Raw genomic sequence first — 20796 nt, 5'->3', positions numbered from 1 at the left:
TCTCCCCTTACATCTCCCGAATCTTGTTGATCTTATCGCGCAGATACGCCGCGTGCTCAAACTCAAGCAGCTTCGCCGCCGCTTTCATCTCGGCGGTGAGCTTTTTGATGAGCGCTTCCTTTTCGCCTTTCTTTAAGCGGCGCGCCTTGATATCACGCACATCGAGATCTTCTTTTTTGGAAATTTCAATGACATCGCGCACATCCTTGATGATCGTTTTCGGCACGATGCCGTGTTCTTCATTATATTCCTGCTGAATCGCGCGGCGGCGCTCCGTCTCGCGGATGGCGCGCTCCATCGAACCGGTAACCGAATCGGCGTACATGATGACACGTCCCGACGCGTTTCGCGCCGCACGGCCGATCGTCTGAATAAGCGACGTTTCCGACCGCAGAAATCCCTCTTTGTCGGCGTCTAAGATGCACACGAGCGACACTTCCGGAATATCGAGTCCCTCACGCAAGAGGTTAATGCCGACCAGCACGTCAAACTGATCCATTCGAAGATCGCGGATGATCTCCATACGTTCGATCGTGTCGATATCGTGGTGCAGATAGCGCACGCGCACGTTCATCGTTTCGAGGTACGCGGTCAAATCCTCCGCCATCTTTTTCGTAAGCGTCGTCACGAGCACTTTTTCTTTTTTCTCGGTCGTTTCGCGGATCTCAAACAGCAGATCCTCGATCTGTCCTTCCACCGGCTTGACCGTCACAAGCGGGTCAACAAGTCCGGTCGGACGAATGACCTGCTCGACGACCTGACTGCTCTGTTCACGTTCGTACTCGCCGGGCGTTGCACTGACATAGATCACCTGATTGAGCTTTGTGCAGAACTCGTCAAAATCAAGCGGACGGTTATCATACGCGGACGGCAGACGGAAGCCGTAGTCAATGAGCGTCTTTTTCCGCGCGCGGTCACCGAAGTACATGCCGCGCACCTGCGGAACGGTCACGTGCGACTCGTCGATCATCAATAAAAAGTCGTCCGGAAAGTGGTCGAGCAAGGTATACGGCACACTGCCGGGCTTGCGCCGTGCCATAATACGCGAATAGTTTTCGATTCCCTTGCAGGTGCCGATCTCCGCGAGCATTTCCATATCGTATCGGGTGCGCTGTTCGATGCGCTGTGCCTCTAAGAGCATGCCTTCATTCTTAAAATAACGCACGCGTTCCTCAAGCTCCTGCTCGATCTCCTCGAGTGCTTCATTCATCTTGTCAGGCGGTACGATATAGTGCGACGCCGGATAGATTGCCACATGTTCGACAACGCTTTTGACCTCGCCGGTCAAGGGATTGATCTCACTGATGCGGTCGATTTCGTCGCCGAAAAATTCCACGCGAATTGCTGTTTCAAACGCATATGCCGGATAGATCTCGACCACATCGCCGCGCACACGGAACTTGTTGCGGATGAAATTGACGTCGTTGCGCTCATACTGAATCGAAACGAGCCGTTTTAATAGATCGTCGCGTTCTATTTCCATACCGGGGCGCAGTGAAATCACCATCGTACGGTAGTCGATCGGGCTGCCGAGTGAATAGATGCACGACACACTCGACACAATGATGACGTCGCGCCGTTCCGCCAGCGAAGACGTTGCCGAGTGGCGCAGTTTGTCGATTTCATCGTTTATTGCGCTGTCCTTTTCGATATACGTGTCGGTATTCGGAATATATGCCTCCGGCTGGTAGTAGTCGTAGTAAGATACAAAATATTCAACGGCGTTGTTCGGGAAAAACTCTTTAAACTCCGAACAGAGCTGCGCCGCCAGAATTTTATTATGTGCAAGCACGAGTGTCGGACGGTTTACATTGGCGATCACATTCGCCATTGTAAATGTCTTGCCCGAGCCGGTCACGCCCAATAATACCTGTCCCTTGTCACCGCGCAGAATCCCGTCGGTGAGTTTCTCGATCGCCTGCGGCTGATCGCCGGTGGGCTTATAGGGAGAAACCAATTCAAACGATTTTTCTTTCTGCATCCGTCACATGTGCTCCTTTCTTCATTTCCCGTTCTTATCGTGTGCAGACCCACTCCATTCATGCACATCGGTTTTTACTTCACTTCGATAAAGAACGCCTGTTCTTTCCTCATTATACGGGGATTTTTCAATATTGTCAAGCAAATAAATATGTTTTGCACGCCTCCATAAAAAAGAACTTCATTTTATAAAAACATAAAATGAAGCTCTTCGCTGTATGATAAGATTTACTGTTCCGAACACGCAGACAGCAAACGCTCAACCGCTTTGCAGTCGAATACAGGTTCAACAAATTCCGCTTTACACATACCGTCTTGCATCAGACGCATGCCGACCACACGATATCCGCGCCGTACAAGCAGCAAAGAAGCCGTGCCCTGCGCGGCCGATTTACAAAGCTGTTCCATTTCCTCATCGGTGACTGCAGATTCACCTTGTTTATTCCGCCAGCCGTTTATGAGCTTGCGCACCTGCCACAAAATATCCGCATCGCTTAAATCCGGATGTTCCACACGCACAAACGTTCCCTGCTCTTTTGGCGGCAGACAGAGCAGAATGACTCCTGCATCATCCGTGCCATTTTCCAAAAAGCCCTGCCGCTTCCAGAAACGAAGCGCGCGTACACAATGGGTGTTCAGTTCAAAATACACCGCACCTTCACGCATTGCCTGTTCTTTAAACAATGCAAAAAACGCACTGCCTGCGCCCTGACACCGCAAATGGGGCATCACGTAAAAATCAAGAACAAAGCATTTTCCGTCCTCAGATACATAAATGCAGTACATCACAAAGCCGACAATCTCTCCGTTTTGCGTAAAAAAGAGGCGGCGGATCGGGTCTTTTTTGCGATGGCAAAGTGCTTCAATCTGATCACAGCGAGACGGAGAAAGAAGCAGTTTTTTCTCCTCCTCTGTGAATGGAGCGAGCAGATCCTCTGCGCAGAACACATCGTTTTCAAGCATCGTTTTCTGCATGTCCCAGTACCGATTGATGTCCTCCTCGGACACAACCGGCAATAATGATTTTGTTTGTTTCATTTGTTTTCCTCCAGACAATTTCTTGGAGGGTCAAACAAAGCGGGCCCTCCATACGCTGTTTTTCTTCATCGTACATCCACCCTTTCTGAAAAAACGTACTGCATGTGCAGTCATGATTACCATAGCACACTACTGCACGCCTGTCAATCATCTGCTTACAGCAAAAAACCACGCCGGAAACACCGGCGCGGTTTTTTTAACATTATAGTTCAGGATATTTTTGCGCAATCGAAAACCAAAGTCCGTCTGCTACAATCACATGATCCAAAAGCGTGATTTCCAAAGCAGACAGCGTACGTTTCGCTTCGCGTGTCAGCAAAATATCTTCGTTTGACGGAAGTGCGAGTCCGCGCGGATGATTGTGCGCCAAAATCACACACGATGCATTCCGGCGGATTGCACGTTCCACGACCTTTTTCATATCGACATGCGCAGAGGTGTTGTTTCCCTCTGCAATCAGTTCACAGGAAAGAAGCCGCAGGGATGAATCCATACACAGCAGCAACACGGTTTCATTCGTCCGTCCGACAAACCGATCCACCAGATATTCACCGATCTTTTTCGGCGAATCAAACACCGGATGGGACTGCTGTTTATCTGTCAGATACACCCTAGCAAGCGGTGGGATCATTTTTAACAGCACAGCCGTATTTTCCGCCACACCTTTGACTGAAGTCAGTTCCTCCACCGATGCATCAAACACCCCCGACAAGCTGCCGAAATGATTGATAAGCCGGTGTGCCAGTTCATTCGTGTCCATCCGCGGCAGTGCATAAAACAAGAGCATCTCGAGAATCTGATGATCTTCAAACTGATCAAACCCGGAATTTAAAAACCGATGCCGCACTCGTTTGCGATGTCCGCCGTGCAGATCCTTTTCTGCGTCTGCCATGGTGGCGCCTCTCCCTTACTGCTTAAATTCAATCAGATACCGTATTGCTCGAGATATGCTTCCATCCGTGCTTTGGTTTCGTCATCAATATAGACAACGCCGTCGACCGGATTGTTATAAAGTACTTCGATGATCTCGCGGACAGTAACAAGCGGATATGTTTTCACGCCGTAGTTTTCATAGATCTCCTGGACAGCCGATTTATCGCCCTGACCTTTTTCCATACGGTCAACCGAAATAATCAGGCCTGCAACCTGCACGTCTGCCGCGCCTTTTAAAATCGGCATGGTCTCGCGCACAGCAGTGCCGGCAGTCACAACGTCCTCAACGATTAAAACGCGGTCGCCGTCTTTTAATTTATAGCCAACGATCGAACCGCCCTCGCCGTGGTCTTTTTCCTCTTTACGGTTGAAGCAGTAGTTGGTGTTGACGCCGTGGTTGTTGTACAGTGCGGATGCCGCAGTGACACACAGCGGAATGCCTTTGTATGCCGGACCGAACAGCGCATCGTAGCCGCCTTTGACGTGTTCTTCAATGCAGCTTGCATAAAACTCACCGAGTTTTGCAATCTGCTCACCTGTTTTATAGTTCCCGGTGTTGACGAAATACGGTGTTTTTCTGCCGCTTTTCGCTGTAAAATCGCCGAATGTCAGTACACCCGAACGCACCATAAACCGAATAAATTCCTCTTTATATGCCTGCATGTTATTAGCCCTCCTGTTTTGTTTCATAAAAAAATCCGGAATTTTTTAAAAAACCGGATGTTATTGTTTTTATTATACCGCAATCCATGCAATCTTGCAACAAATTTCCCGTCAAAACTGCATGTTTTATTTGAACCGTGTTTTGTTGTATGCTATAATGAGCCCAGATATTCCCCAGAAGGAGCAACCAATTTGAAACAATTTATCATAAAGCCAAACGATGCCGCACAGCGGCTCGACAAATTCTTAAAAAAAGCAGTGCCCAAAATGCCGCAGAGCTTACTGTACCGCGCCATCCGTCAAAAGAAAATCAAGGTAAACGGCAAGCGCACAGAGATTTCCTACCGGCTGTGTGACGGCGATGTGGTCTGTCTTTATTTAAACGACGATCTGTTTGATACCGCACCGCAGGAATACGATTTTTTGTCCGCACCTGCTGAGCTTGACATTGTCTATGAAGACGAAAACATTCTGCTTGCGAACAAAAAGCCGGGACTGTGCGTTCATGAGGACAACGACCATTCCGCCGACACACTGATTGCGCGGATTCTTCATTATCTATACAAAAAAGGCGAATACGATCCCAAAAAAGAGCAGTCATTTACGCCTTCTTTATGCAACCGGATCGACCGCAATACAAGCGGTATCGTCATTGCCGCCAAAAACGCCGAATCCCTCCGTATTTTAAACGAGCGGATCAAGGAAAGAGAACTGAAAAAATACTATCTCTGCGTTGCAAGCGGCCATTTTGCGCAAAAATCGGCGACGCTTTCGCATTTTCTTGTCCGCAACGAAAATGAAAGCCTCGTCCGCGTATTTGACAAGCCGCAGAAAAACGGACGCACGATTCTCACAAAATATAAAGTATTAAAAGAAAGCAAAGAAAACAGCCTGGTAGAAGTCGAACTGTTAACCGGCCGCACCCATCAGATCCGTGCGCATTTCGCCTATGTCGGACATCCGCTCATCGGCGACGGCAAATACGGAAGCAATGCAATAAACCGCAGATACGGCCAAAAGTATCAGCTGTTGTGCTCATACAAGCTGACATTCGCGTTTTCCGATACCGAGCACCTGCTCGGCTACCTAAACGGACGGACATTCACCGTCAAAAACGTGTGGTTTGCCGATGCATTCAGTCAAACATTTTAATGTTTCATAAAAAGGAGCGTTTTTTATGTCTACGCCCATCAAAACTGTTGCCATCTACGGCGACAGCATTTCCACACGAGATTACGACGGCGGATACGAGCCGCTTTTAAAATCAGCGCTCTCGCTCGACACCGTATATAATCACTCGATCGGCGGAAGCGGGCTTTCGCTGACCACACCGGACAATCTCGTTTCGCTGTTAAACGCACCCGAACGACTGCATCCGGACGCAGATCTCATCATCCTCTGGCACGGCACAAACGACTGGTACTGGGGTGCACCGCTCGGCACGCCCGACAGCGATGATCCCGCCACTTTTTACGGCGCGCTTTCGTTCGCAGTCGATACATTGCGCAAATCCGCGCCAAACGCCGAACTCGTGATGATGACGCCGCTTCCCCGCTGGCAGGTACCCGACCGCTGTACGGAATGCACCGAAGCGTATGAAACAAAAAACACCTCCGGACACACACTTCGCGACTACGAACAGGCGATTTTCTCCCGTTCGCGTTCACTCTGCTTTCCGGTTGTCGATCTGCGTACTGCTGCGAATATTCACGCGTATAATCATCCGCACTACCTGCTCGACGGTATTCATCCGTCTGCGGCAGGCTACGAAAAAATCAACCGCATTTTAGTGAATCACCTGCGCCTCTGGTACGGTGAAAACGACTGAAGTAAGAAAATCTGCACATAAAACATCCGGACATGAGTTTCATGTCCGGATGTTTTTATTATGATTCTTTTTCCCAAGGCGTATCGTAATCCAAAAGCGCTTCTTTCGATACCGAAAACCGATAAATCTCATGTTCTCTGCCCAAAAAGATCTGTTTTCCGCCGCTGTCACCGGTCAAACGAAGCAGTTCTGTACGGAATTCTGCTGCAAACACTGCCGGATTGCCCGGCGTTTCGCCCGAATACACACGTCCGAGCGGTTTTCCGCTTTCTAAAAAGCCAAGCAGAAACGCGCGCAGCAGTTCTCCGGTAAAATGCGGCTGATCACACACCATCAAGCACACTGCCCGCTGTGCATCCGTTGCCGCAACACCAGTCCGAATCGAAGCCGCAATGCCTTCATCGGGCGGCGGCGCATTCACCACAGAAAACCCCATCTCCCGTGCTGTCGTGCGCAGTGCTTCCTCGTTTGTCACCACTGTGACACGGCAAAGATCCTTCACAGCACTCGCCGCATCAAACGCATAGGTATAAAGCGGTCGGCCATGAAACAGCGCAGTGAGCTTTTTTCCGCCAAACCGTCTGGACGCTCCCCCGGCCAACAAAATCAGATCGATCATTTTTTGAGTAATCCCAAAGCGATGTCCTCTGCACGTACCGGCAGTGTATCGAACCACAAGCCTGTTGCGTTATAGATCGCATCGACGATTGCCGGCGACGGCGTATTGATGACAAGCTCGCCGATCGATTTTGCACCGAACGGACCGGTCGGCTCGTAACTGCTTTCAAAATCAATACGGATCGTGTTCAGATCAAGGCGCGACGGAATCTTATACTGCATGAACGAGTTGTTCTGCATCGTGCCGCGTTCGCTGTAACGGATATCTTCGTACAGCGCCATGCCGATACCCTGGACGATACCGCCCTCCGTCTGCACGCGTGCAAGGTTTTTGTTGATGACCGTTCCGCAGTCAACGACGCCGACATAGTCCACAACGTTCACCTCACCGGTCAGTGGATCAAGATCGATTTCCGCCATACCGACCATGAACGGCGGCGGCGAAACCGGCGAAGAATGTGACTCACTCGCTGACAGACAGTGATTGTGTCCCTCATAACTTGCATAGCCGATTTCGGAAATTGTGACCGCGCGGCTTTCGTCGCCGAGTACATAGACACGCTTGCCGTCAAACGCTACTTCATCCGCAGTTGCACCGAGCATGGAAGCGCCCATTTCTATGATCTTTTTACGCAGTGTTTCACACGTCTTGACCACTGCCATACCGGTCACATATGTTGTAGATGACGCATACGAACCGGTGTCGTACGGTGACTGATCGGTGTCAACGCCGCGCACTGCAATATTATCGATATCGCATTCGAGACAGTCTGCCGCCATCTGCGACAAAATCGTATCACAGCCGGTACCCATATCGGTACAGCCGACCAACAGCGTATAAAATCCGTCGTCATTCAAACGGATTTCCACACTGCCAATATCTACGCCGGAAATACCGCTGCCCTGCATTGCCATTGCCACGCCGACACTGCGGATATGTCCGTTTTCAAGCACCTTGCGCGGATATTTCTCGTTCCACTGCATCATCTCTTTTGCTTTCTGCATGCACCGGTCGAGCGCACAGCTGTTGCACGGTTCGCCGTAATACGTGTGCATGATCTGTCCCTCTGCAACCATGTTCTTTTCACGGATTTCGCACGGGTCCATCGAAAGTTTTGCGGCAAGCTCGCTCACAGCCGCTTCCACGGCGAAAATACCCTGTGTTGCGCCGTATCCACGGTAGGCGCCGCCGCCCATCGTGTTTGTATATACGACGTCACACGCAAACCGTGCCGCCGAAAGGCCGCCGTACAGCGAAAGCGATTTATGACCCACCAGACCGATTGTTGTCGGGCCGTGGTCGCCGTATGCGCCCGCGTTCGACAGCGCATACAAATCGATGGCGCGAATCACACCCGATTTATCCGCACCAATACGCACGGTCATCTGCATTTCGTGACGCGGTGAACCGTTTGTCATGCTCTCCTCACGGGTGTAAATAATGCTTGCCGGACGGCCTGTTTTCATCGTGACAAGTGCGGGGAACAGCTCGCTCACAACACTCTGTTTTGCACCGAAACCGCCGCCGATACGCGGCTTAATCACACGGATCTGCGATTTTTTGATTTCCAGCGCATTCGAAAGAATTCGCCGCACATGAAACGGCACCTGTGTCGAGCTCACCACTGTGAGGCGTCCGTATTCATCAAGATAGGTAAACGTGCGGAACGTTTCCATCATTGCCTGACTGTTTGCTTTTGTATGATAGGTGCGGCTGCACACGACATCGCATGCTGCCAGTTCTTTTTCTACATCACCGATTTCGAATACATCGGTACTGCACAGATTTCGTTTATTGTCTGCACCAACCGGGCAGAGCGCTTTAAAATCGTCCTCCGGATGAACAAGAATCGGATTGTCCTTCGCTTTACGAAAATCAAGGAGAGGCTCTCGTACATCGTATTTGACTTTAATCATCCGCACCGCACGCTCTACCGCCTGTGCCGTTTCCGCCGCAACAATCGCGACCGGATCACCTGCACACCGCAGATGGCGATCGAGGATCAGACGGTCATACGGGCTTGGCTCCGGATACGTCTGTCCTGCTGTTGTAAAGCGGGATTTCGGTGCATCCTCGTGTGTGAGAATACACACAACGCCCGGCACTTTCATCGCCGCTGTTTTGTCAATCGAGGTGATGAACGCATTTGCGTGCGGACTGCGCAGAAGCTTTATTACCAGTGCATTTTTAGGAATCTGGTCTTCCACATAAACCGGTTTGCCGGTCACAAGGCTCATTGCATCCTTTTTGCGCACCGGCGCATTCACATATGCCATTCCTCAGCCCTCCTTTTTCGAAGTGAGATACTTGCGGATTGCACGAAGCTGACTCTGATAACCGGTGCACCGGCAAAGATTTCCCGCCAAGTATTCGCGGATTTCCTCGTCGGTCGGATCGGAGAGCTCATGCGCCATTGCAAGCACGTTCATGATAAATCCCGGGCTGCAAAAACCGCACTGCTCACCGCCCTCGTCTGCCAAAAACGCACCGAACGCACGCGCTTCTTCTTCAAGGCCCTCAAGCGTTGTCACCTGTCTGCCGTTTGCACGCACCGCCAGCACGCTGCACGAAAGCACCGGTTTGCCATCCAGATGCACGGTGCACAGTCCGCAGTTCGATGTTTCGCATCCGCGTTTGACGGAGAGACATCCCTTGCTGCGCACATAATCAAGAAGCGGCAGATCAGGCGATATATCGTCCGTATATTTTGTTCCGTTTACTGTAATCGTCACAACCATCCGTTATCCCTCCCTGATCGCGTTATAAGCGCGTGTTAAAAGCACCACCGCCAGATGACGGCGGTATTCCTCGCTTGCGCGCATATTGCTGCCGAACGAAAATGCATCCACTGTTTTGCTGATCCAGTCAGGATCTACCGGATCGAACGAAACAGCCATTGCACGGGCAGGACGTGCGCCTACGACCGCGCGGTATTCGCCGTTTAACACACTCACCGCACAGGCGAGCACCGGAATATCGGTTTTTGTCTGGCGAACCGTCTGATAAACAGCGCGGCGGCCGTTTTTCTTCACATACAAATATACGAGCACATCGCGGTCAGGCTTCATCGCCGCATATTCGCAAAGCGGCATCCGTCCCGCATGGGCAAGCTCCACTTCACAGTCGAGCGCCAGCAAAAACGTCAGAATATCGGAAAAACCGAACCGTGCCGCCAGGCTGCCGCCGATGGTTGCACAGTTTCGGAACTGAACGCCCACGATATGGCGCACCATCTCGTAAAATCCGTCGCCGAACGACGCACGCAGCGCATCATTTGTTTCCACATCACGCAGTGTCACCATTGCGCCGATGCGGAATTCTTCGTCAAATTCTTCGATCTGATCAAGCGACAGCGCCGACAGATCAATGAGTGTGTGAATGCGTTTTTTGGAAAGCCGCAGAAAACAGCCGCCGCTCAGAATCGCATTCGCTTTTTTCTGATTGAGCGTATAGGCCTCCTCCAGCGAGGATGCCATCACATAGTTTTGTGCTGTAAACAAAAAACCGCCTCCTTTATCTTTTTTCCCAGTAAAAACAGGTTTCATCCAATAAACAAAGCTGCGTGCCGTAAATCGGGCGCAGTGCCGAAAGCAGTGCCTGTCCGAACGATTCGTCCCGCTTGATGATCGAGAGCGTTCGGTTATGCAGCAGATAGACCTCGTCCGCATAGGAAAGTGCCAAATTCGGGTCGTGCACGCTCAAAACTGCACATTGTCCCGTTTTCTGAATCAGCGATGAAACGAGCGAGAGATATTCCTGCTGATGCTTCACATCAAGTCCCGCTGTCGGCTCATCCAAAAGCATGAGCGGCGTGTGCTGCATCAACAGCCGTGCCAAGCACACCAGCTTCTGTTCGCCGCCCGAAAGTTCCGAAAACATCCGCTCGCCAAACGACGCACAGCCGACCTCTGAAAGCATTTGTTCTGCTTCACGGCGGTACGACTCGCCCGGTACCTCCGCAAACGAGAGATACGGCGCCGCACCGAGTGTTACAAAGTCGATCACCCGCATCGAAGCCTGCGGCGTCTGCTGCGGAAGATACGAAATCTGCTTGGCACGCACACGCGGCTTTAACGATTCGAGCGGCTGACCGTCGCACTGAATACTTCCGGCTGACGGCGCATGAAGCCCTGCCATCACACGCAGAAGCGTCGATTTTCCCGAACCATTCGGTCCTAACAGAAAGACCATACCGCTTTCGGGAAGTGTAAACGACACATCGGAGAGCACTTCGCGCTTTGAAAATCCGGCACACAGCCCGTTTGCCGAAAATCTCAAAACAGACCGCCCCCTTTTTTCATTCTGCCGAACCGCACGAGCAATACCGCCAAGAATGCGGCGCCGAACAGCGATGTAAAAATACTCACCGGAATCTCCACGCCAGAAAGCGACCGCGCACACAAATCCGCCAGCAGCAGCAAAATTGAACCGCACAAGCAAACCGTTCCCGTCTGCCCGTTTAAGTCTTTGGGTCCCATCAAACGAACAATATGCGGCGCCAGCAAACCAATCCAACTCACGACACCGGCTACCGATACAACGGCTGACACCAAAAGCGTCGCGCATGCAATCGTCAAAAGCCGTACGCGTCCGGGTGAAACACCAAGGCTTTTCGTCTGATCGTCACCGAGTGACAAGAGCCGCACGCGAAACCGCAGCAGATACAGCACAATTCCTGCCGGAACCGTCACTGCGGTCACCACAATCACCTGCTGCCAGTTTGCATTCTGAAAACCGCCCATCAGCCAGTATTCGATCGCAGGCAGCTCATGCGTCGGGTCAGCCAAGAACTTAAACAGCATGAGCACCGCCGAAGCAAGGCTTCCGACCACAATGCCTGCCAAAATCATCCCGACCACACGGTCACGCCGTACAAAATGCGCAAGCCAGATGCAAAATACAACAACCAGAATTCCGCACAAAAACGCGCTTGTCTGTACAAACAGCGCACCTGCCGGCAAAAACAGAATTGCAAACACTGCGCCAACCGACGCACCGCTTGTCACACCGAGCACATCGGGCGACACGAGCGGATTTAAAAATACATTCTGAAAAGCAAGTCCGGACAGTGCCAATGCGCCGCCGCTTACCGCTGTGAGCAGTGCACGCGGCAGACGAATCGAAAAAAACACAGCCGACGCCATCTCAGACGGTGGATTTCCCGAAAGAATTGCCAGGATATCCGATACTGAAAGCGGATACCGTCCGATACAAAAAGAAAGGAGCAGTGATGCACACCAAAGCAGGAATAACATCCAAAACCGTTTGTTCATGCAGCACGCTCCTTTTTATTTGTATTGTTCCCTTTTATGCGGCAGTTTCCACCGAAACAGAAATGCCGAAATAATTCTGATAAAATTCTTCGGTTGCAGTGTTGACTTCATCCGCTGTCACAACGTCCGGATGCAGTGCGTTTGCAAGCCAGAGAATACCGAGAACACTCGAAGCAGTCGGATAATCCCACGGTTCGATATTGCTCGGGAATGTGAATACCGCATCATTTTTGACTGCATCTACAGCGCCAAACTGTGCGGCAAAGTCCTCTTTGCTGCTCTCACAGTACGAAACGAGATACACCTGAGAAGGATTCCAGGAAAGAAGCTGTTCTGCCGAGATCTCCACCCACTGGCTGTCCTCAATCGAACCTGCCGCATTCACACCGCCGCAGAGTGTGATCAGATCATCCTGATACATGCCTTTGCCTGCAGTCCGCAAAAGATCACTGCCCGCAAGATAGACGGTCGGTTTGTCGGTGAGATCTTTTGTCCGTGCGGACACGTCTTCCATCACTTTTTTATAGTAGGAAATAAATTCATCTGCTTTTTCTTCGCATCCGGTTGCTTTGCCGAGCATCTCAACGGTTTCTAAGAAGGTGTCGAGTGTTTCCGGATCGATCACGATGACCGGGATATTGAGTGCTTCAAACTGCGCTGCGGAATCAGCAAGTTTTTTCGGAAGCACCACCAGATCCGGCGAAAGTGCCGCGGTTTCTTCAACGTTGATGCCTTTGCCCGAACCGACTGCCGGCAATTCCAAAAATTCCGGCGCTGCCAGTTTATAAAGCTCGCGGGTGTCTGCTTTCATTTCGATACCGACAACTTTTTGGCGTGCACCGATCGCAATCAGCAGCGAGCTTGACAGATAATACGCAGAAACAACTTTCTCTGCCGGTTTTTCGAGTGTCACTTCACGGCCTGCATGGTCAGTAATCGTAATTTCAGTGCTCTGCACGGAAGATTCCGGTGTACTAGGGCTTTCCACAGTCTGCGGTGCTCCGCATCCTGCCAGCAAAGTCATGACGAATGAGAATACAAGAATCAACGAAATCAGTTTTGTTTTCATAAGATGAATCCCTTCCTCTCCAGTTTTATTATATCGGGAATTTTACCATAAAACAAGGGCTGTCCTCAACAAAAGACGCTCTTTTACGCCCAGCATTGAAGACAGCCCCGGGAATCCTGCCGTTTTGATTCAGTTTTGATTACTCGGAAACCGTTTCTTTGATTTCCTCGTTATTTTCTTCCTTTTTGACTTCCTTATCTTTCGGAAGAATCAGGTTTGCAACGGTTGCAATGACAAATGTCATGATGATGCCGTTTTGTGCAAAGATCTGACCAACCCAAGCCGGAAGCAGGCCGAGCGAATCCGGCACCATACCGATACCAACGCCCAAGCCGAGTGCGAGCGCCACGATCATACCGTTACGACCTTCAAGGTTTTCACGCTGCAGCGAACGCATACCGCTGACAAGAATCATTGCAAACATGATGACAGCCGCACCGCCGAGCACCGACTGCGGCATCACGGAAAAGATTGCCGACAGCTTCGGAATGAATCCGCACAGTACTAAGAATACTGCACCGGTCATGATGCAGAAACGGTTGACAACTTTGGTGACTGCGACAAGACCGACGTTCTGGCTGAACGAAGTGTTCGGAAGCACACCGAACAGTGCCGCGATCAAGCTGCCGACACCGTCTGCAATGACGCCGCCCGAAAGCTCTTTGTCAGTCGGCTCACGGTCAAGACCGCCGTTTGTAATACCGGAAATATCGCCGACTGTTTCGACCGCTGTTGCCACGAACATAATCGCCATTGCAATGATTGCCTGCCAGTTAAACGACATTTCGACCGGCATCAAACGCGGCAGACTGATCCAAGCCGCTTCTTTGACCTGTGTAAAGTCAACCATGCCCATGCAGATTGCCACGATATAGCCGACCACAATACCGATAAGGATCGAAGAAACGCTCAAAAACCCTTTGGTATACTGTTTTAATACCACGATGGTGATGACGACAATCGTACCGATGAGCAAATGACGCGGGTCGCCGAAATCTGCAGCGCCCGATCCACCTGCAAAATAGTTGACGCCAACCGGCAGAAGTGACAAGCCGATCGACATGATGACAAGGCTTGTAACAACCGGCGGGAACAATTTTTTGAGCGGTTTAATAAAGAAACCAAGCACAATTTCGAGCAGTGCGCCTGTGAGCGATGCACCGATGATTGCGCCGTAACCATATGTTGCACCGATACTTTTACATGTACCGATAAAGCCTGAGCTTGTACCCATGACAACCGGAAGCGCACAGCCGACTTTCCAGATCGGATACAGCTGAATGAGTGTTGTGATGCCTGCAATGAGCATCGCATTTTGAATCAAACTGGTTTTGAGCGCCGCATCCATGTTGAGCAATCCGCAGATGATCAAAAGCGGTGAAACGTTGCCCAAAAACATGGCGAGCACGTGCTGAATGCCGAGCGGGATCGCTTTTCTGAGCGGAACCACGCCATTGAGCTCGTAAATACTGCCCTGTGCCTGTTTCATAATGATAAAACTCCCTTTTCCTTTTTTGCGTTTTCCTCTTGATCTTATCAGCAAGAGGTGCACAAACATTTAAAGTTTATCATATGACCGGTGGATTTTCCAGTGAATATTCATCTTTTCTTAACACAAAATTAAAATTCAGTACCATGCATTAAAACGGCAGAAAAACAAAGTCGGTTTTTGTCGTTTTTTACAGGCGTGTTTTTATAGCTTTTCATGCAGCACAATGGTATCATAGATAGCAGATTGCATTTCCTTTTAGAAAGGACGGATTTTATGTCGATCCGCACGAATTTTAATCACACGATTGCCGCAAGTTATCTCGGCTATATCTCACAGGCAATCGTTGTTAATTTTGCACCGCTTTTGTTTTTGACGTTTCAGTCGAGTTTCTCGATTCCGCTTGAGCAAATCACTCTGCTCGTTACGCTCAATTTCGGGCTTCAGCTGTTTGTGGATTTTGCGTGCGCAAAGCTCATTCATCGAATCGGTTATCGGGCTGCCGCCATTGCCGCACATCTGTTCATCGCATGCGGCCTTTTTGGCATGGCGATTTTCCCGGATCTTCTGCCCAGTCCATATATCGGATTGCTGATTGCTGTGATGCTTTATGCAATCGGCGGCGGGATTGTCGAAGTTGTGGTGAGTCCAATCGTGGAAGCGTGTCCGACCGAACGAAAAGAAGCTGCAATGAGTTTACTGCACTCATTCTACTGCTGGGGATGTGTTGCCGTCATTCTGCTTTCCACTGTGTTTTTCACACTGTTCGGTATTCATTCCTGGCGGATTCTGTCGATTCTCTGGGCACTCCTTCCTGCGGCAAACGCTGTTTATTTTGCATTTGTTCCAATCCGTACGCTCGAAGAGAGCACCGGAACCGATACACCGCTCAAAAAAATCCTGCGCGCACCTGTTTTCTGGGTGTTCATGCTGCTCATGGTATGTGCCGGCGCATCGGAACAAGCAATCGGCCAGTGGGCTTCTGCGTTTGCAGAAAGCGGTCTGCGTGTATCAAAAACGATCGGTGATCTTGCGGGACCATGTATGTTTGCTGTACTGATGGGAACGTCCCGTGCGCTGTATGCAAAGCTGAGCGAAAAAATCGATCTGACCAAAGCAATGTTTACAAGCGGTGCACTCTGTATCATCTCATACCTGATTGCTACCCTTTCTCCTTCGCCTGCACTGTCGCTTGTCGGATGCGGATTGTGCGGACTGTCGGTCGGTCTGTTCTGGCCCGGTACGTTCAGTCTTGCTGCCAAAACGCTTCCGGGAAGCACCGCGATGTTTGCTTTGTTTGCATTGGCGGGCGATCTTGGATGTTCGGTGGGCCCGACCGTGGTCGGCGGCGTATCGGGAATGTTCGACGGCAGCTTAAAAACGGGTCTCCTGGCTGCAATCGCGTTTCCTGTCCTTTTATGTATCGGTCTTTTTCTGTATCGCCGCCACAAAACGCACCTGAACAATGAGAAATAAAGCAGCTGAAAAATAAAAAAACTTTTTTCAAAAAACATATTGACAATCAAAAACGAATATAGTATAATAATTTTCGTCGCTGAGAAAGACATCAAAAAATGTAGCGATCAGCGTTCCGGTTTTTGGGCCTCTGTAGCTCAGTCGGTAGAGCAGAGGACTGAAAATCCTCGTGTCGTTGGTTCGATTCCGACCGGAGGCACCAATTTTTGCGGATGTAGCTCATCTGGTAGAGCGCCACCTTGCCAAGGTGGAGGTAGCGAGTTCGAGCCTCGTCATCCGCTCCAATAAGGCGCTATAGCCAAGTGGTAAGGCAGAGGACTGCAACTCCTTCACCCCCAGTTCAAATCTGGGTGGCGCCTCCAAAGTAAAAAAGCATGAACGAATCGTTCATGCTTTTTTGTTTATGAAGCAAAAAGAGAGGACGTTTGTCCTCTCTTTTTTTATTCTACCCGAAGTGCATCCGCAGGAGAAAGTGCAGATGCTTTCGCAGCAGGATAAACGCCAAATACCACGCCCATCCCGACTGCAAAAAGGATACACAGCAAAACGGAATTCAGATTCACAGAAAACGGAATTCCCATCGTGACACATCCGATCAAACCGACAGCGCCGCCGAGCAGCGCACCCGTTAAACTGCCAAATACCGAGAGAAGAAATGATTCCGCCAAAAATTCAAACAAAATCATTTTTCTGGTGGCGCCAATCGCCTTTTTAATCCCGATCTCCCGCGTGCGCTCCCGGACTGTCACAAGCATGACCGTCATAATCGATAACCCTGCCACAATCAGCGAAATGCCGCCGATTGCCGACAGAATCAATGTTACAATATCCATAATGCCATTCAATCGGTCTTTTTGCTGATTCAGATTTTCCGCTTGATATCCTTGCGTGACGCCCGCCTGTGTATCAAGTGTGGCAAGTACAGACGCACACGCTTCCGTTTCATTCACTTCCTGCGAAAGCTTCGCTACAATTTTCGTAATCTTTTGCCCTGTAAGCGCAGAATAAGGTGCATATAAAAAGGTAGGTACCACATCGCCCATCAATCCCTGCAAAAGCGAGCCGCCCGACCGCACAACTCCTACCACAGTAAACGGCTGATATCCGCTGTCTGAAAGCAGCTCAACCGTCTTTCCGACAATGTTTGTACGTTTATAATGCATTTGCGCAAAACTCTCGTCTACAATACAGACAGCCGCTTTTGTGCGAACATCCTCTTCACTGATGAGTCTGCCATGTACAAGCTCAAGCGATACAATCTGTGCTGCATTGCTTCCAATTCCCCACACAACAGACTGCGTTTTTTTGGTACACACACGAATGGAGATCATTTTGGTTAAAAGCGGCGTCGCTTCGTCGACATAAGGATTTTCCTGAACCGCTTCAAGAAGCATATCGGAAAATTCCTTCTGCTGATTCTGCTCTGCTGCGCTGATGCACAATCCGCCGATTCCCATGCTGTCAAGCTCTGCATTCACAGCCTTTTTCCCAACATCGCCAATGATCGAAACGATCACCACCGATAACACACCGATCAAAATCCCGGCGATCGTCAGCATTGCACGCACTTTCTTGCGAAAAATGTGACGTATCGCAAACGAAAACACCTCCATGTCAAGATGCCTCCTTTTGGGTGACTCGTACGCCGTCGCGCAGGATTTGTGCGGCTTCGCCGATGATTAAATCTTCCTTGTCGATTCCGCTTTCAATCGCAACACAATCGGAAAATTCCTTTCCCGTCACTACATCACGGCGCACCGCTCTTCCGTCTTCATATACATACACATATTCCTGACCATCATCGTCTTGCGCCACCGATTCATACGGCACAGTCAAAACCGTTTTTTGGTCTTTCTTTTGAATTTGTGCGGATACGGAATATCCCGGCCGGAGCTCATCCGCCTGCGACGACAAACATGCCCGAACCTGTACGACTGTTTGCTGCTGTGTTCCGGAAAAGACCTGCTGTGCTGCCGGTGCAATCTCCGTCACAATCCCGCCGTATTGCTTGCCGCCTGTTGCCGATGCTTTCACAATCACCCGGTCGCCAACTGCAATCGATTCCACTTCAGACTCGTCCACTTCCAAAACAGTTACCAATGTATCGCCGCGCGCAACAACTGCCACGGTATCAGTAGGCGATGCCATCTCTCCTACAAACACGCCCACTGACAGCACCGTCCCATTCGCCGGTGCATATACAGCTGGCGGAATCACCGAAGAGAGCAGCGATTCATCAAGTTTAATATTCGAAAGCACGTCTTTGTATTCCTCAGGGATAATGCTTGCTGTCTGTGCGAGTGTCAACAGCATTTCTTTCGTCTGCATTACATCCACATAGGCAATCACATCACCAGCCTGCACCGAATCGCCCGGATATACGGCATACTCCTTGATGACAACCGGAAATTCCGACGTTACATTGATCTGCATCTCTTTTTCAATCCGGCCGGATGCCAGAACACCGGCAGAATCGTTTGTCTGCGTGGGATATGAAAACGAAACCGGCGTAACAGCAGATCCGACAAATAACGGCAAAGAAAGAAAAAACGCTGTTATCAGAATGGCCGGCAGCAAAACCAACAACCTTTTTTTCAAACGGCAACCCCTCACTTTTTGCTTCATATTCTGTGTTTTATTGTTACAAAAAGCATGTATTTTATTACGAAAAGAATTTGGTATCTTTTTTTAAAAAGCGGGCATGTTATGAGAAAAAAGGAGGGATTGCGATGACCTTGATCACATGTGCCGCAGACTGTGTGCATCAACAAGAGGGATATTGCCAGCTATGCGGCGGCGCACCGGTTTCCTGCACTGCCGCACACGAATGCTGTCATTATCAAAAAATCAAGCCGAGTGCACCAAAACTCTCCCGATAAATAAAAAAGATGCGGATGTCCGCATCTTTTTTATTTATCCCTGATATTCAGAAATTTTGATCGTTTCAATCACAACATCGGTGAGAGGCTTTGCACTTTCATCCGTTTCCTGCTGCATGATTTTTTCGACAATATCCAGTCCTTCATACACCTGACCGAATACGGTATGAACATCGTCAAGCCACGGTGCACCGCCGACTTCGATGTATTTTTCGATCTGCTCTTTCGGATACTCGATCGACTCATGACCCTGCTGTACACGGGAAATGGTATTGTAATAATCAAATTCGTCCTGACTGCTCATTTTCGGGCTGCACATAATGAAGAACTGACTGCCGTTTGTGTTCGGGCCGGAATTTGCCATCGAAAGCGCACCGGTAAAGTTGCGAAGCTGATCGGAGAATTCATCCTCAAACGGTTCCCCCCAGATGCTTTCACCACCGGTGCCATCGCCACCCGGATCGCCGCCCTGAATCATAAAGTCGGCAATCACACGATGGAATGTAAGACCGTCATAATAGCCGTTTTTTGCATGGGTCACAAAGTTTTCGACTGCTTTTGGCGCCTGCTCCTCAAACAGCATGATTTTAATCGAACCATAATCTTTGACGACCATCTCGGCGACTGTCTGTCCTTTTTTCGGCGGCTCGAACTGGATGAGCGAAGAACTGTTGCTGCATCCCGAAACCGACAGCAGCATTCCTACCGCAAGCAGTGCTGCCGCAATCCGTTTTCCCCAATGTTTCATGTTTGTTTCCCCTTTTCCTGTTATGCGCTTGTTTCCTCTGCACTATGATACGTCGACATCTCTGCTTTTTCAATCACAACATCGGAAAGCTCTTTATAGTTGCCGGTCGTTTTCATTTCAGACAGCGTATCCACAACATCCAGTCCTTCATACACCTGTCCAAATACAGTATACGCACCCGTATACTGCGGATAACCGCCGTGCTCTTTATATGCATTGATCACTTTCAGCGGATAACCGTACTCTTCCATATCGGTAACCATCTGCGTGGTCGGCTCCACATTGCCGATGATGAAAAAGCGGCTGTCACCGACATAATCCTGCGAAAAACGGTTTTCCTGATAACCAAGCACAGAAACTGCACCGCTGAAATGCCAGAGGTTCGGCGTTGTTTCGCATTTGATCGGTTTTTCGTCTTCCGTCACAAGTTTACCCTGTCCACCGGTTTCATCGGTTGCACCGGAAATAATGGTATGGCTATCTGCCTCTGCAAAAATACGCATGTTCGTGAAAAAGCCCTCGTTTACAAGCTTTTTAAAATGTGCAACCGTATTCGGTGCTTCTTCCGGGAACAAAACCATTTTAATTGTGCCGACGGATGTTGTGATCTCCACCGTCTCCCGTCCTTCTTCAATTTCATCAAACTGAATAAAATGAATCTGGCTTTCGTCAAGCGGTGCTGCATTTGAACTCATACAGCCCGTCAGCAGAAAAACAGCCGCCAATAAACACAATGCAATTTTTCCTTTTTTCTTCACGTTTGCTTCCTCCAATATTCAAATGAAATCCACTGCGAAAAGA

20 protein-coding genes and 3 tRNA genes are annotated in these 20796 nt (G+C 49.9%); 7 read left to right on the top strand and 16 right to left on the bottom strand.

Annotated features, from left to right (window positions below; genetic code table 11):
* Window positions 1–7: 7 nt before the first annotated feature.
* The 4 genes from uvrB to pyrE all read right to left on the bottom strand — a co-directional run bounded on the left by uvrB (window position 8) and on the right by pyrE (window position 4614).
* Window positions 8–1981 (bottom strand): excinuclease ABC subunit UvrB, encoded by a 1974-nt coding sequence (uvrB, locus tag H6A12_RS06115; RefSeq protein WP_204445909.1) that lies wholly within the window; start codon window positions 1979–1981, stop codon window positions 8–10.
* Window positions 1982–2208: 227 nt separating this feature from the next.
* Window positions 2209–3018 (bottom strand): GNAT family N-acetyltransferase, encoded by an 810-nt coding sequence (locus H6A12_RS06110; RefSeq protein ID WP_204445906.1) that lies wholly within the window; start codon window positions 3016–3018, stop codon window positions 2209–2211.
* A 202-nt stretch (window positions 3019–3220) separates the two neighbouring features.
* Window positions 3221–3910 carry a JAB domain-containing protein gene (locus H6A12_RS06105; protein WP_204445904.1) on the bottom strand — a complete coding sequence of 230 codons (690 nt, stop codon included), beginning with the start codon at window positions 3908–3910 and terminating at the stop codon, window positions 3221–3223.
* 32 nt (window positions 3911–3942) lie between these two features.
* On the bottom strand, window positions 3943–4614 hold the full coding sequence (gene pyrE / locus H6A12_RS06100) for an orotate phosphoribosyltransferase (RefSeq protein ID WP_204445902.1): 672 nt from the start codon (window positions 4612–4614) through the stop codon (window positions 3943–3945).
* 192 nt (window positions 4615–4806) lie between these two features.
* Here pyrE and H6A12_RS06095 point away from each other — a divergent pair, with 192 nt between their 5' ends.
* Window positions 4807–5766, top strand: a complete 960-nt coding sequence (locus H6A12_RS06095) for an RluA family pseudouridine synthase (RefSeq protein ID WP_204445899.1) — start codon at window positions 4807–4809, stop codon at window positions 5764–5766.
* 25 nt (window positions 5767–5791) lie between these two features.
* Complete coding sequence (locus H6A12_RS06090) at window positions 5792–6442, top strand: SGNH/GDSL hydrolase family protein (protein WP_204445897.1); 651 nt, start codon at window positions 5792–5794, stop codon at window positions 6440–6442.
* 58 nt (window positions 6443–6500) lie between these two features.
* On the opposite strand, the gene H6A12_RS06085 is transcribed toward H6A12_RS06090, so the two are convergent.
* From H6A12_RS06085 to H6A12_RS06050, 8 genes are all read right to left on the bottom strand, one after another.
* Window positions 6501–7061, bottom strand: a complete 561-nt coding sequence (locus H6A12_RS06085; protein ID WP_204445895.1) for a nucleotidyltransferase family protein — start codon at window positions 7059–7061, stop codon at window positions 6501–6503.
* The gene (locus H6A12_RS06080) at window positions 7058–9337 is read right to left on the bottom strand and encodes a xanthine dehydrogenase family protein molybdopterin-binding subunit (protein ID WP_204445893.1); all 2280 of its coding nucleotides are present in this window, start codon (window positions 9335–9337) and stop codon (window positions 7058–7060) included. The genes H6A12_RS06085 and H6A12_RS06080 overlap by 4 nt, the downstream gene beginning before the upstream one ends.
* Before the next feature lie 3 nt (window positions 9338–9340).
* Window positions 9341–9799, bottom strand: a complete 459-nt coding sequence (locus H6A12_RS06075) for a (2Fe-2S)-binding protein (RefSeq protein ID WP_204445891.1) — start codon at window positions 9797–9799, stop codon at window positions 9341–9343.
* Between the two features lie 3 nt (window positions 9800–9802).
* On the bottom strand, window positions 9803–10561 hold the full coding sequence (locus H6A12_RS06070) for an FAD binding domain-containing protein (protein ID WP_204445889.1): 759 nt from the start codon (window positions 10559–10561) through the stop codon (window positions 9803–9805).
* A 13-nt stretch (window positions 10562–10574) separates the two neighbouring features.
* Window positions 10575–11339, bottom strand: coding sequence for an ABC transporter ATP-binding protein (locus H6A12_RS06065; RefSeq protein WP_204445887.1), 765 nt, complete (start codon window positions 11337–11339; stop codon window positions 10575–10577).
* Entirely contained in the window at window positions 11336–12334 is a 999-nt protein-coding gene (locus tag H6A12_RS06060) for a FecCD family ABC transporter permease (protein WP_204445886.1), read from the bottom strand. Before H6A12_RS06060 ends, H6A12_RS06065 begins: the two co-directional genes overlap by 4 nt.
* A 34-nt stretch (window positions 12335–12368) precedes the next feature.
* Window positions 12369–13403 (bottom strand): ABC transporter substrate-binding protein, encoded by a 1035-nt coding sequence (locus H6A12_RS06055; RefSeq protein WP_204445885.1) that lies wholly within the window; start codon window positions 13401–13403, stop codon window positions 12369–12371.
* 139 nt (window positions 13404–13542) lie between these two features.
* Entirely contained in the window at window positions 13543–14895 is a 1353-nt protein-coding gene (locus H6A12_RS06050) for a solute carrier family 23 protein (RefSeq protein ID WP_204445980.1), read from the bottom strand.
* A 273-nt stretch (window positions 14896–15168) separates the two neighbouring features.
* On the opposite strand from H6A12_RS06050, the gene H6A12_RS06045 reads away from it, so the two are divergent.
* From H6A12_RS06045 to H6A12_RS06030, 4 genes are all read left to right on the top strand, one after another.
* Window positions 15169–16368, top strand: coding sequence for an MFS transporter (locus H6A12_RS06045; RefSeq protein ID WP_204445884.1), 1200 nt, complete (start codon window positions 15169–15171; stop codon window positions 16366–16368).
* A 126-nt stretch (window positions 16369–16494) separates the two neighbouring features.
* Window positions 16495–16570 (top strand) — tRNA-Phe (locus H6A12_RS06040).
* Window positions 16571–16576: 6 nt separating this feature from the next.
* Window positions 16577–16652 (top strand) — tRNA-Gly (locus H6A12_RS06035).
* A 4-nt stretch (window positions 16653–16656) separates the two neighbouring features.
* Window positions 16657–16730: transfer RNA gene (locus H6A12_RS06030), tRNA-Cys, on the top strand.
* Between the two features lie 78 nt (window positions 16731–16808).
* On the opposite strand, the gene H6A12_RS06025 is transcribed toward H6A12_RS06030, so the two are convergent.
* Window positions 16809–17981 carry an ABC transporter permease gene (locus tag H6A12_RS06025; RefSeq protein WP_204445883.1) on the bottom strand — a complete coding sequence of 391 codons (1173 nt, stop codon included), beginning with the start codon at window positions 17979–17981 and terminating at the stop codon, window positions 16809–16811.
* Between the two features lies 1 nt (window position 17982).
* The gene (locus H6A12_RS06020; protein ID WP_204445882.1) at window positions 17983–18966 is read right to left on the bottom strand and encodes an efflux RND transporter periplasmic adaptor subunit; all 984 of its coding nucleotides are present in this window, start codon (window positions 18964–18966) and stop codon (window positions 17983–17985) included.
* A 131-nt stretch (window positions 18967–19097) separates the two neighbouring features.
* Between H6A12_RS06020 and H6A12_RS06015 the strand changes: the two genes are divergently transcribed.
* Window positions 19098–19247: a hypothetical protein gene (locus H6A12_RS06015; RefSeq protein WP_204445881.1), complete on the top strand. Its 150-nt coding sequence runs from the start codon at window positions 19098–19100 to the stop codon at window positions 19245–19247.
* Window positions 19248–19281: 34 nt separating this feature from the next.
* Here the strand turns inward: H6A12_RS06015 and H6A12_RS06010 are convergent, their stop codons facing one another.
* Together H6A12_RS06010 and H6A12_RS06005 are read right to left on the bottom strand one after the other, a co-directional pair.
* On the bottom strand, window positions 19282–19995 hold the full coding sequence (locus tag H6A12_RS06010; RefSeq protein WP_204445879.1) for a peptidylprolyl isomerase: 714 nt from the start codon (window positions 19993–19995) through the stop codon (window positions 19282–19284).
* A gap of 20 nt (window positions 19996–20015) precedes the next feature.
* Window positions 20016–20753: a peptidylprolyl isomerase gene (locus H6A12_RS06005; RefSeq protein ID WP_204445877.1), complete on the bottom strand. Its 738-nt coding sequence runs from the start codon at window positions 20751–20753 to the stop codon at window positions 20016–20018.
* Between the last annotated feature and the right edge of the window lie 43 nt (window positions 20754–20796).

Source organism: Merdimmobilis hominis, from assembly GCF_016901855.1.
Lineage (GTDB): Bacteria > Bacillota > Clostridia > Oscillospirales > Ruminococcaceae > Paludihabitans.
Note: the sequence above shows the minus strand (reverse complement) of the source record. Positions and strands in the feature narration are given on the sequence as shown.

What these genes read in the sequence shown, in the direction of transcription:
- uvrB (WP_204445909.1), bottom strand. Translation starts at nt 1,981, where the DNA reads ATGCAGAAAGAAAAATCGTTTGAATTGGTTTCTCCCTATAAGCCCACC.
- H6A12_RS06110 (WP_204445906.1), bottom strand. Translation starts at nt 3,018, where the DNA reads ATGAAACAAACAAAATCATTATTGCCGGTTGTGTCCGAGGAGGACATC.
- H6A12_RS06105 (WP_204445904.1), bottom strand. Translation starts at nt 3,910, where the DNA reads ATGGCAGACGCAGAAAAGGATCTGCACGGCGGACATCGCAAACGAGTG.
- pyrE (WP_204445902.1), bottom strand. Translation starts at nt 4,614, where the DNA reads ATGCAGGCATATAAAGAGGAATTTATTCGGTTTATGGTGCGTTCGGGT.
- H6A12_RS06090 (WP_204445897.1), top strand. Translation starts at nt 5,792, where the DNA reads ATGTCTACGCCCATCAAAACTGTTGCCATCTACGGCGACAGCATTTCC.
- H6A12_RS06085 (WP_204445895.1), bottom strand. Translation starts at nt 7,061, where the DNA reads ATGATCGATCTGATTTTGTTGGCCGGGGGAGCGTCCAGACGGTTTGGC.
- H6A12_RS06080 (WP_204445893.1), bottom strand. Translation starts at nt 9,337, where the DNA reads ATGGCATATGTGAATGCGCCGGTGCGCAAAAAGGATGCAATGAGCCTT.
- H6A12_RS06075 (WP_204445891.1), bottom strand. Translation starts at nt 9,799, where the DNA reads ATGGTTGTGACGATTACAGTAAACGGAACAAAATATACGGACGATATA.
- H6A12_RS06060 (WP_204445886.1), bottom strand. Translation starts at nt 12,334, where the DNA reads ATGAACAAACGGTTTTGGATGTTATTCCTGCTTTGGTGTGCATCACTG.
- H6A12_RS06055 (WP_204445885.1), bottom strand. Translation starts at nt 13,403, where the DNA reads ATGAAAACAAAACTGATTTCGTTGATTCTTGTATTCTCATTCGTCATG.
- H6A12_RS06045 (WP_204445884.1), top strand. Translation starts at nt 15,169, where the DNA reads ATGTCGATCCGCACGAATTTTAATCACACGATTGCCGCAAGTTATCTC.
- H6A12_RS06025 (WP_204445883.1), bottom strand. Translation starts at nt 17,981, where the DNA reads ATGGAGGTGTTTTCGTTTGCGATACGTCACATTTTTCGCAAGAAAGTG.
- H6A12_RS06015 (WP_204445881.1), top strand. Translation starts at nt 19,098, where the DNA reads ATGACCTTGATCACATGTGCCGCAGACTGTGTGCATCAACAAGAGGGA.
- H6A12_RS06010 (WP_204445879.1), bottom strand. Translation starts at nt 19,995, where the DNA reads ATGAAACATTGGGGAAAACGGATTGCGGCAGCACTGCTTGCGGTAGGA.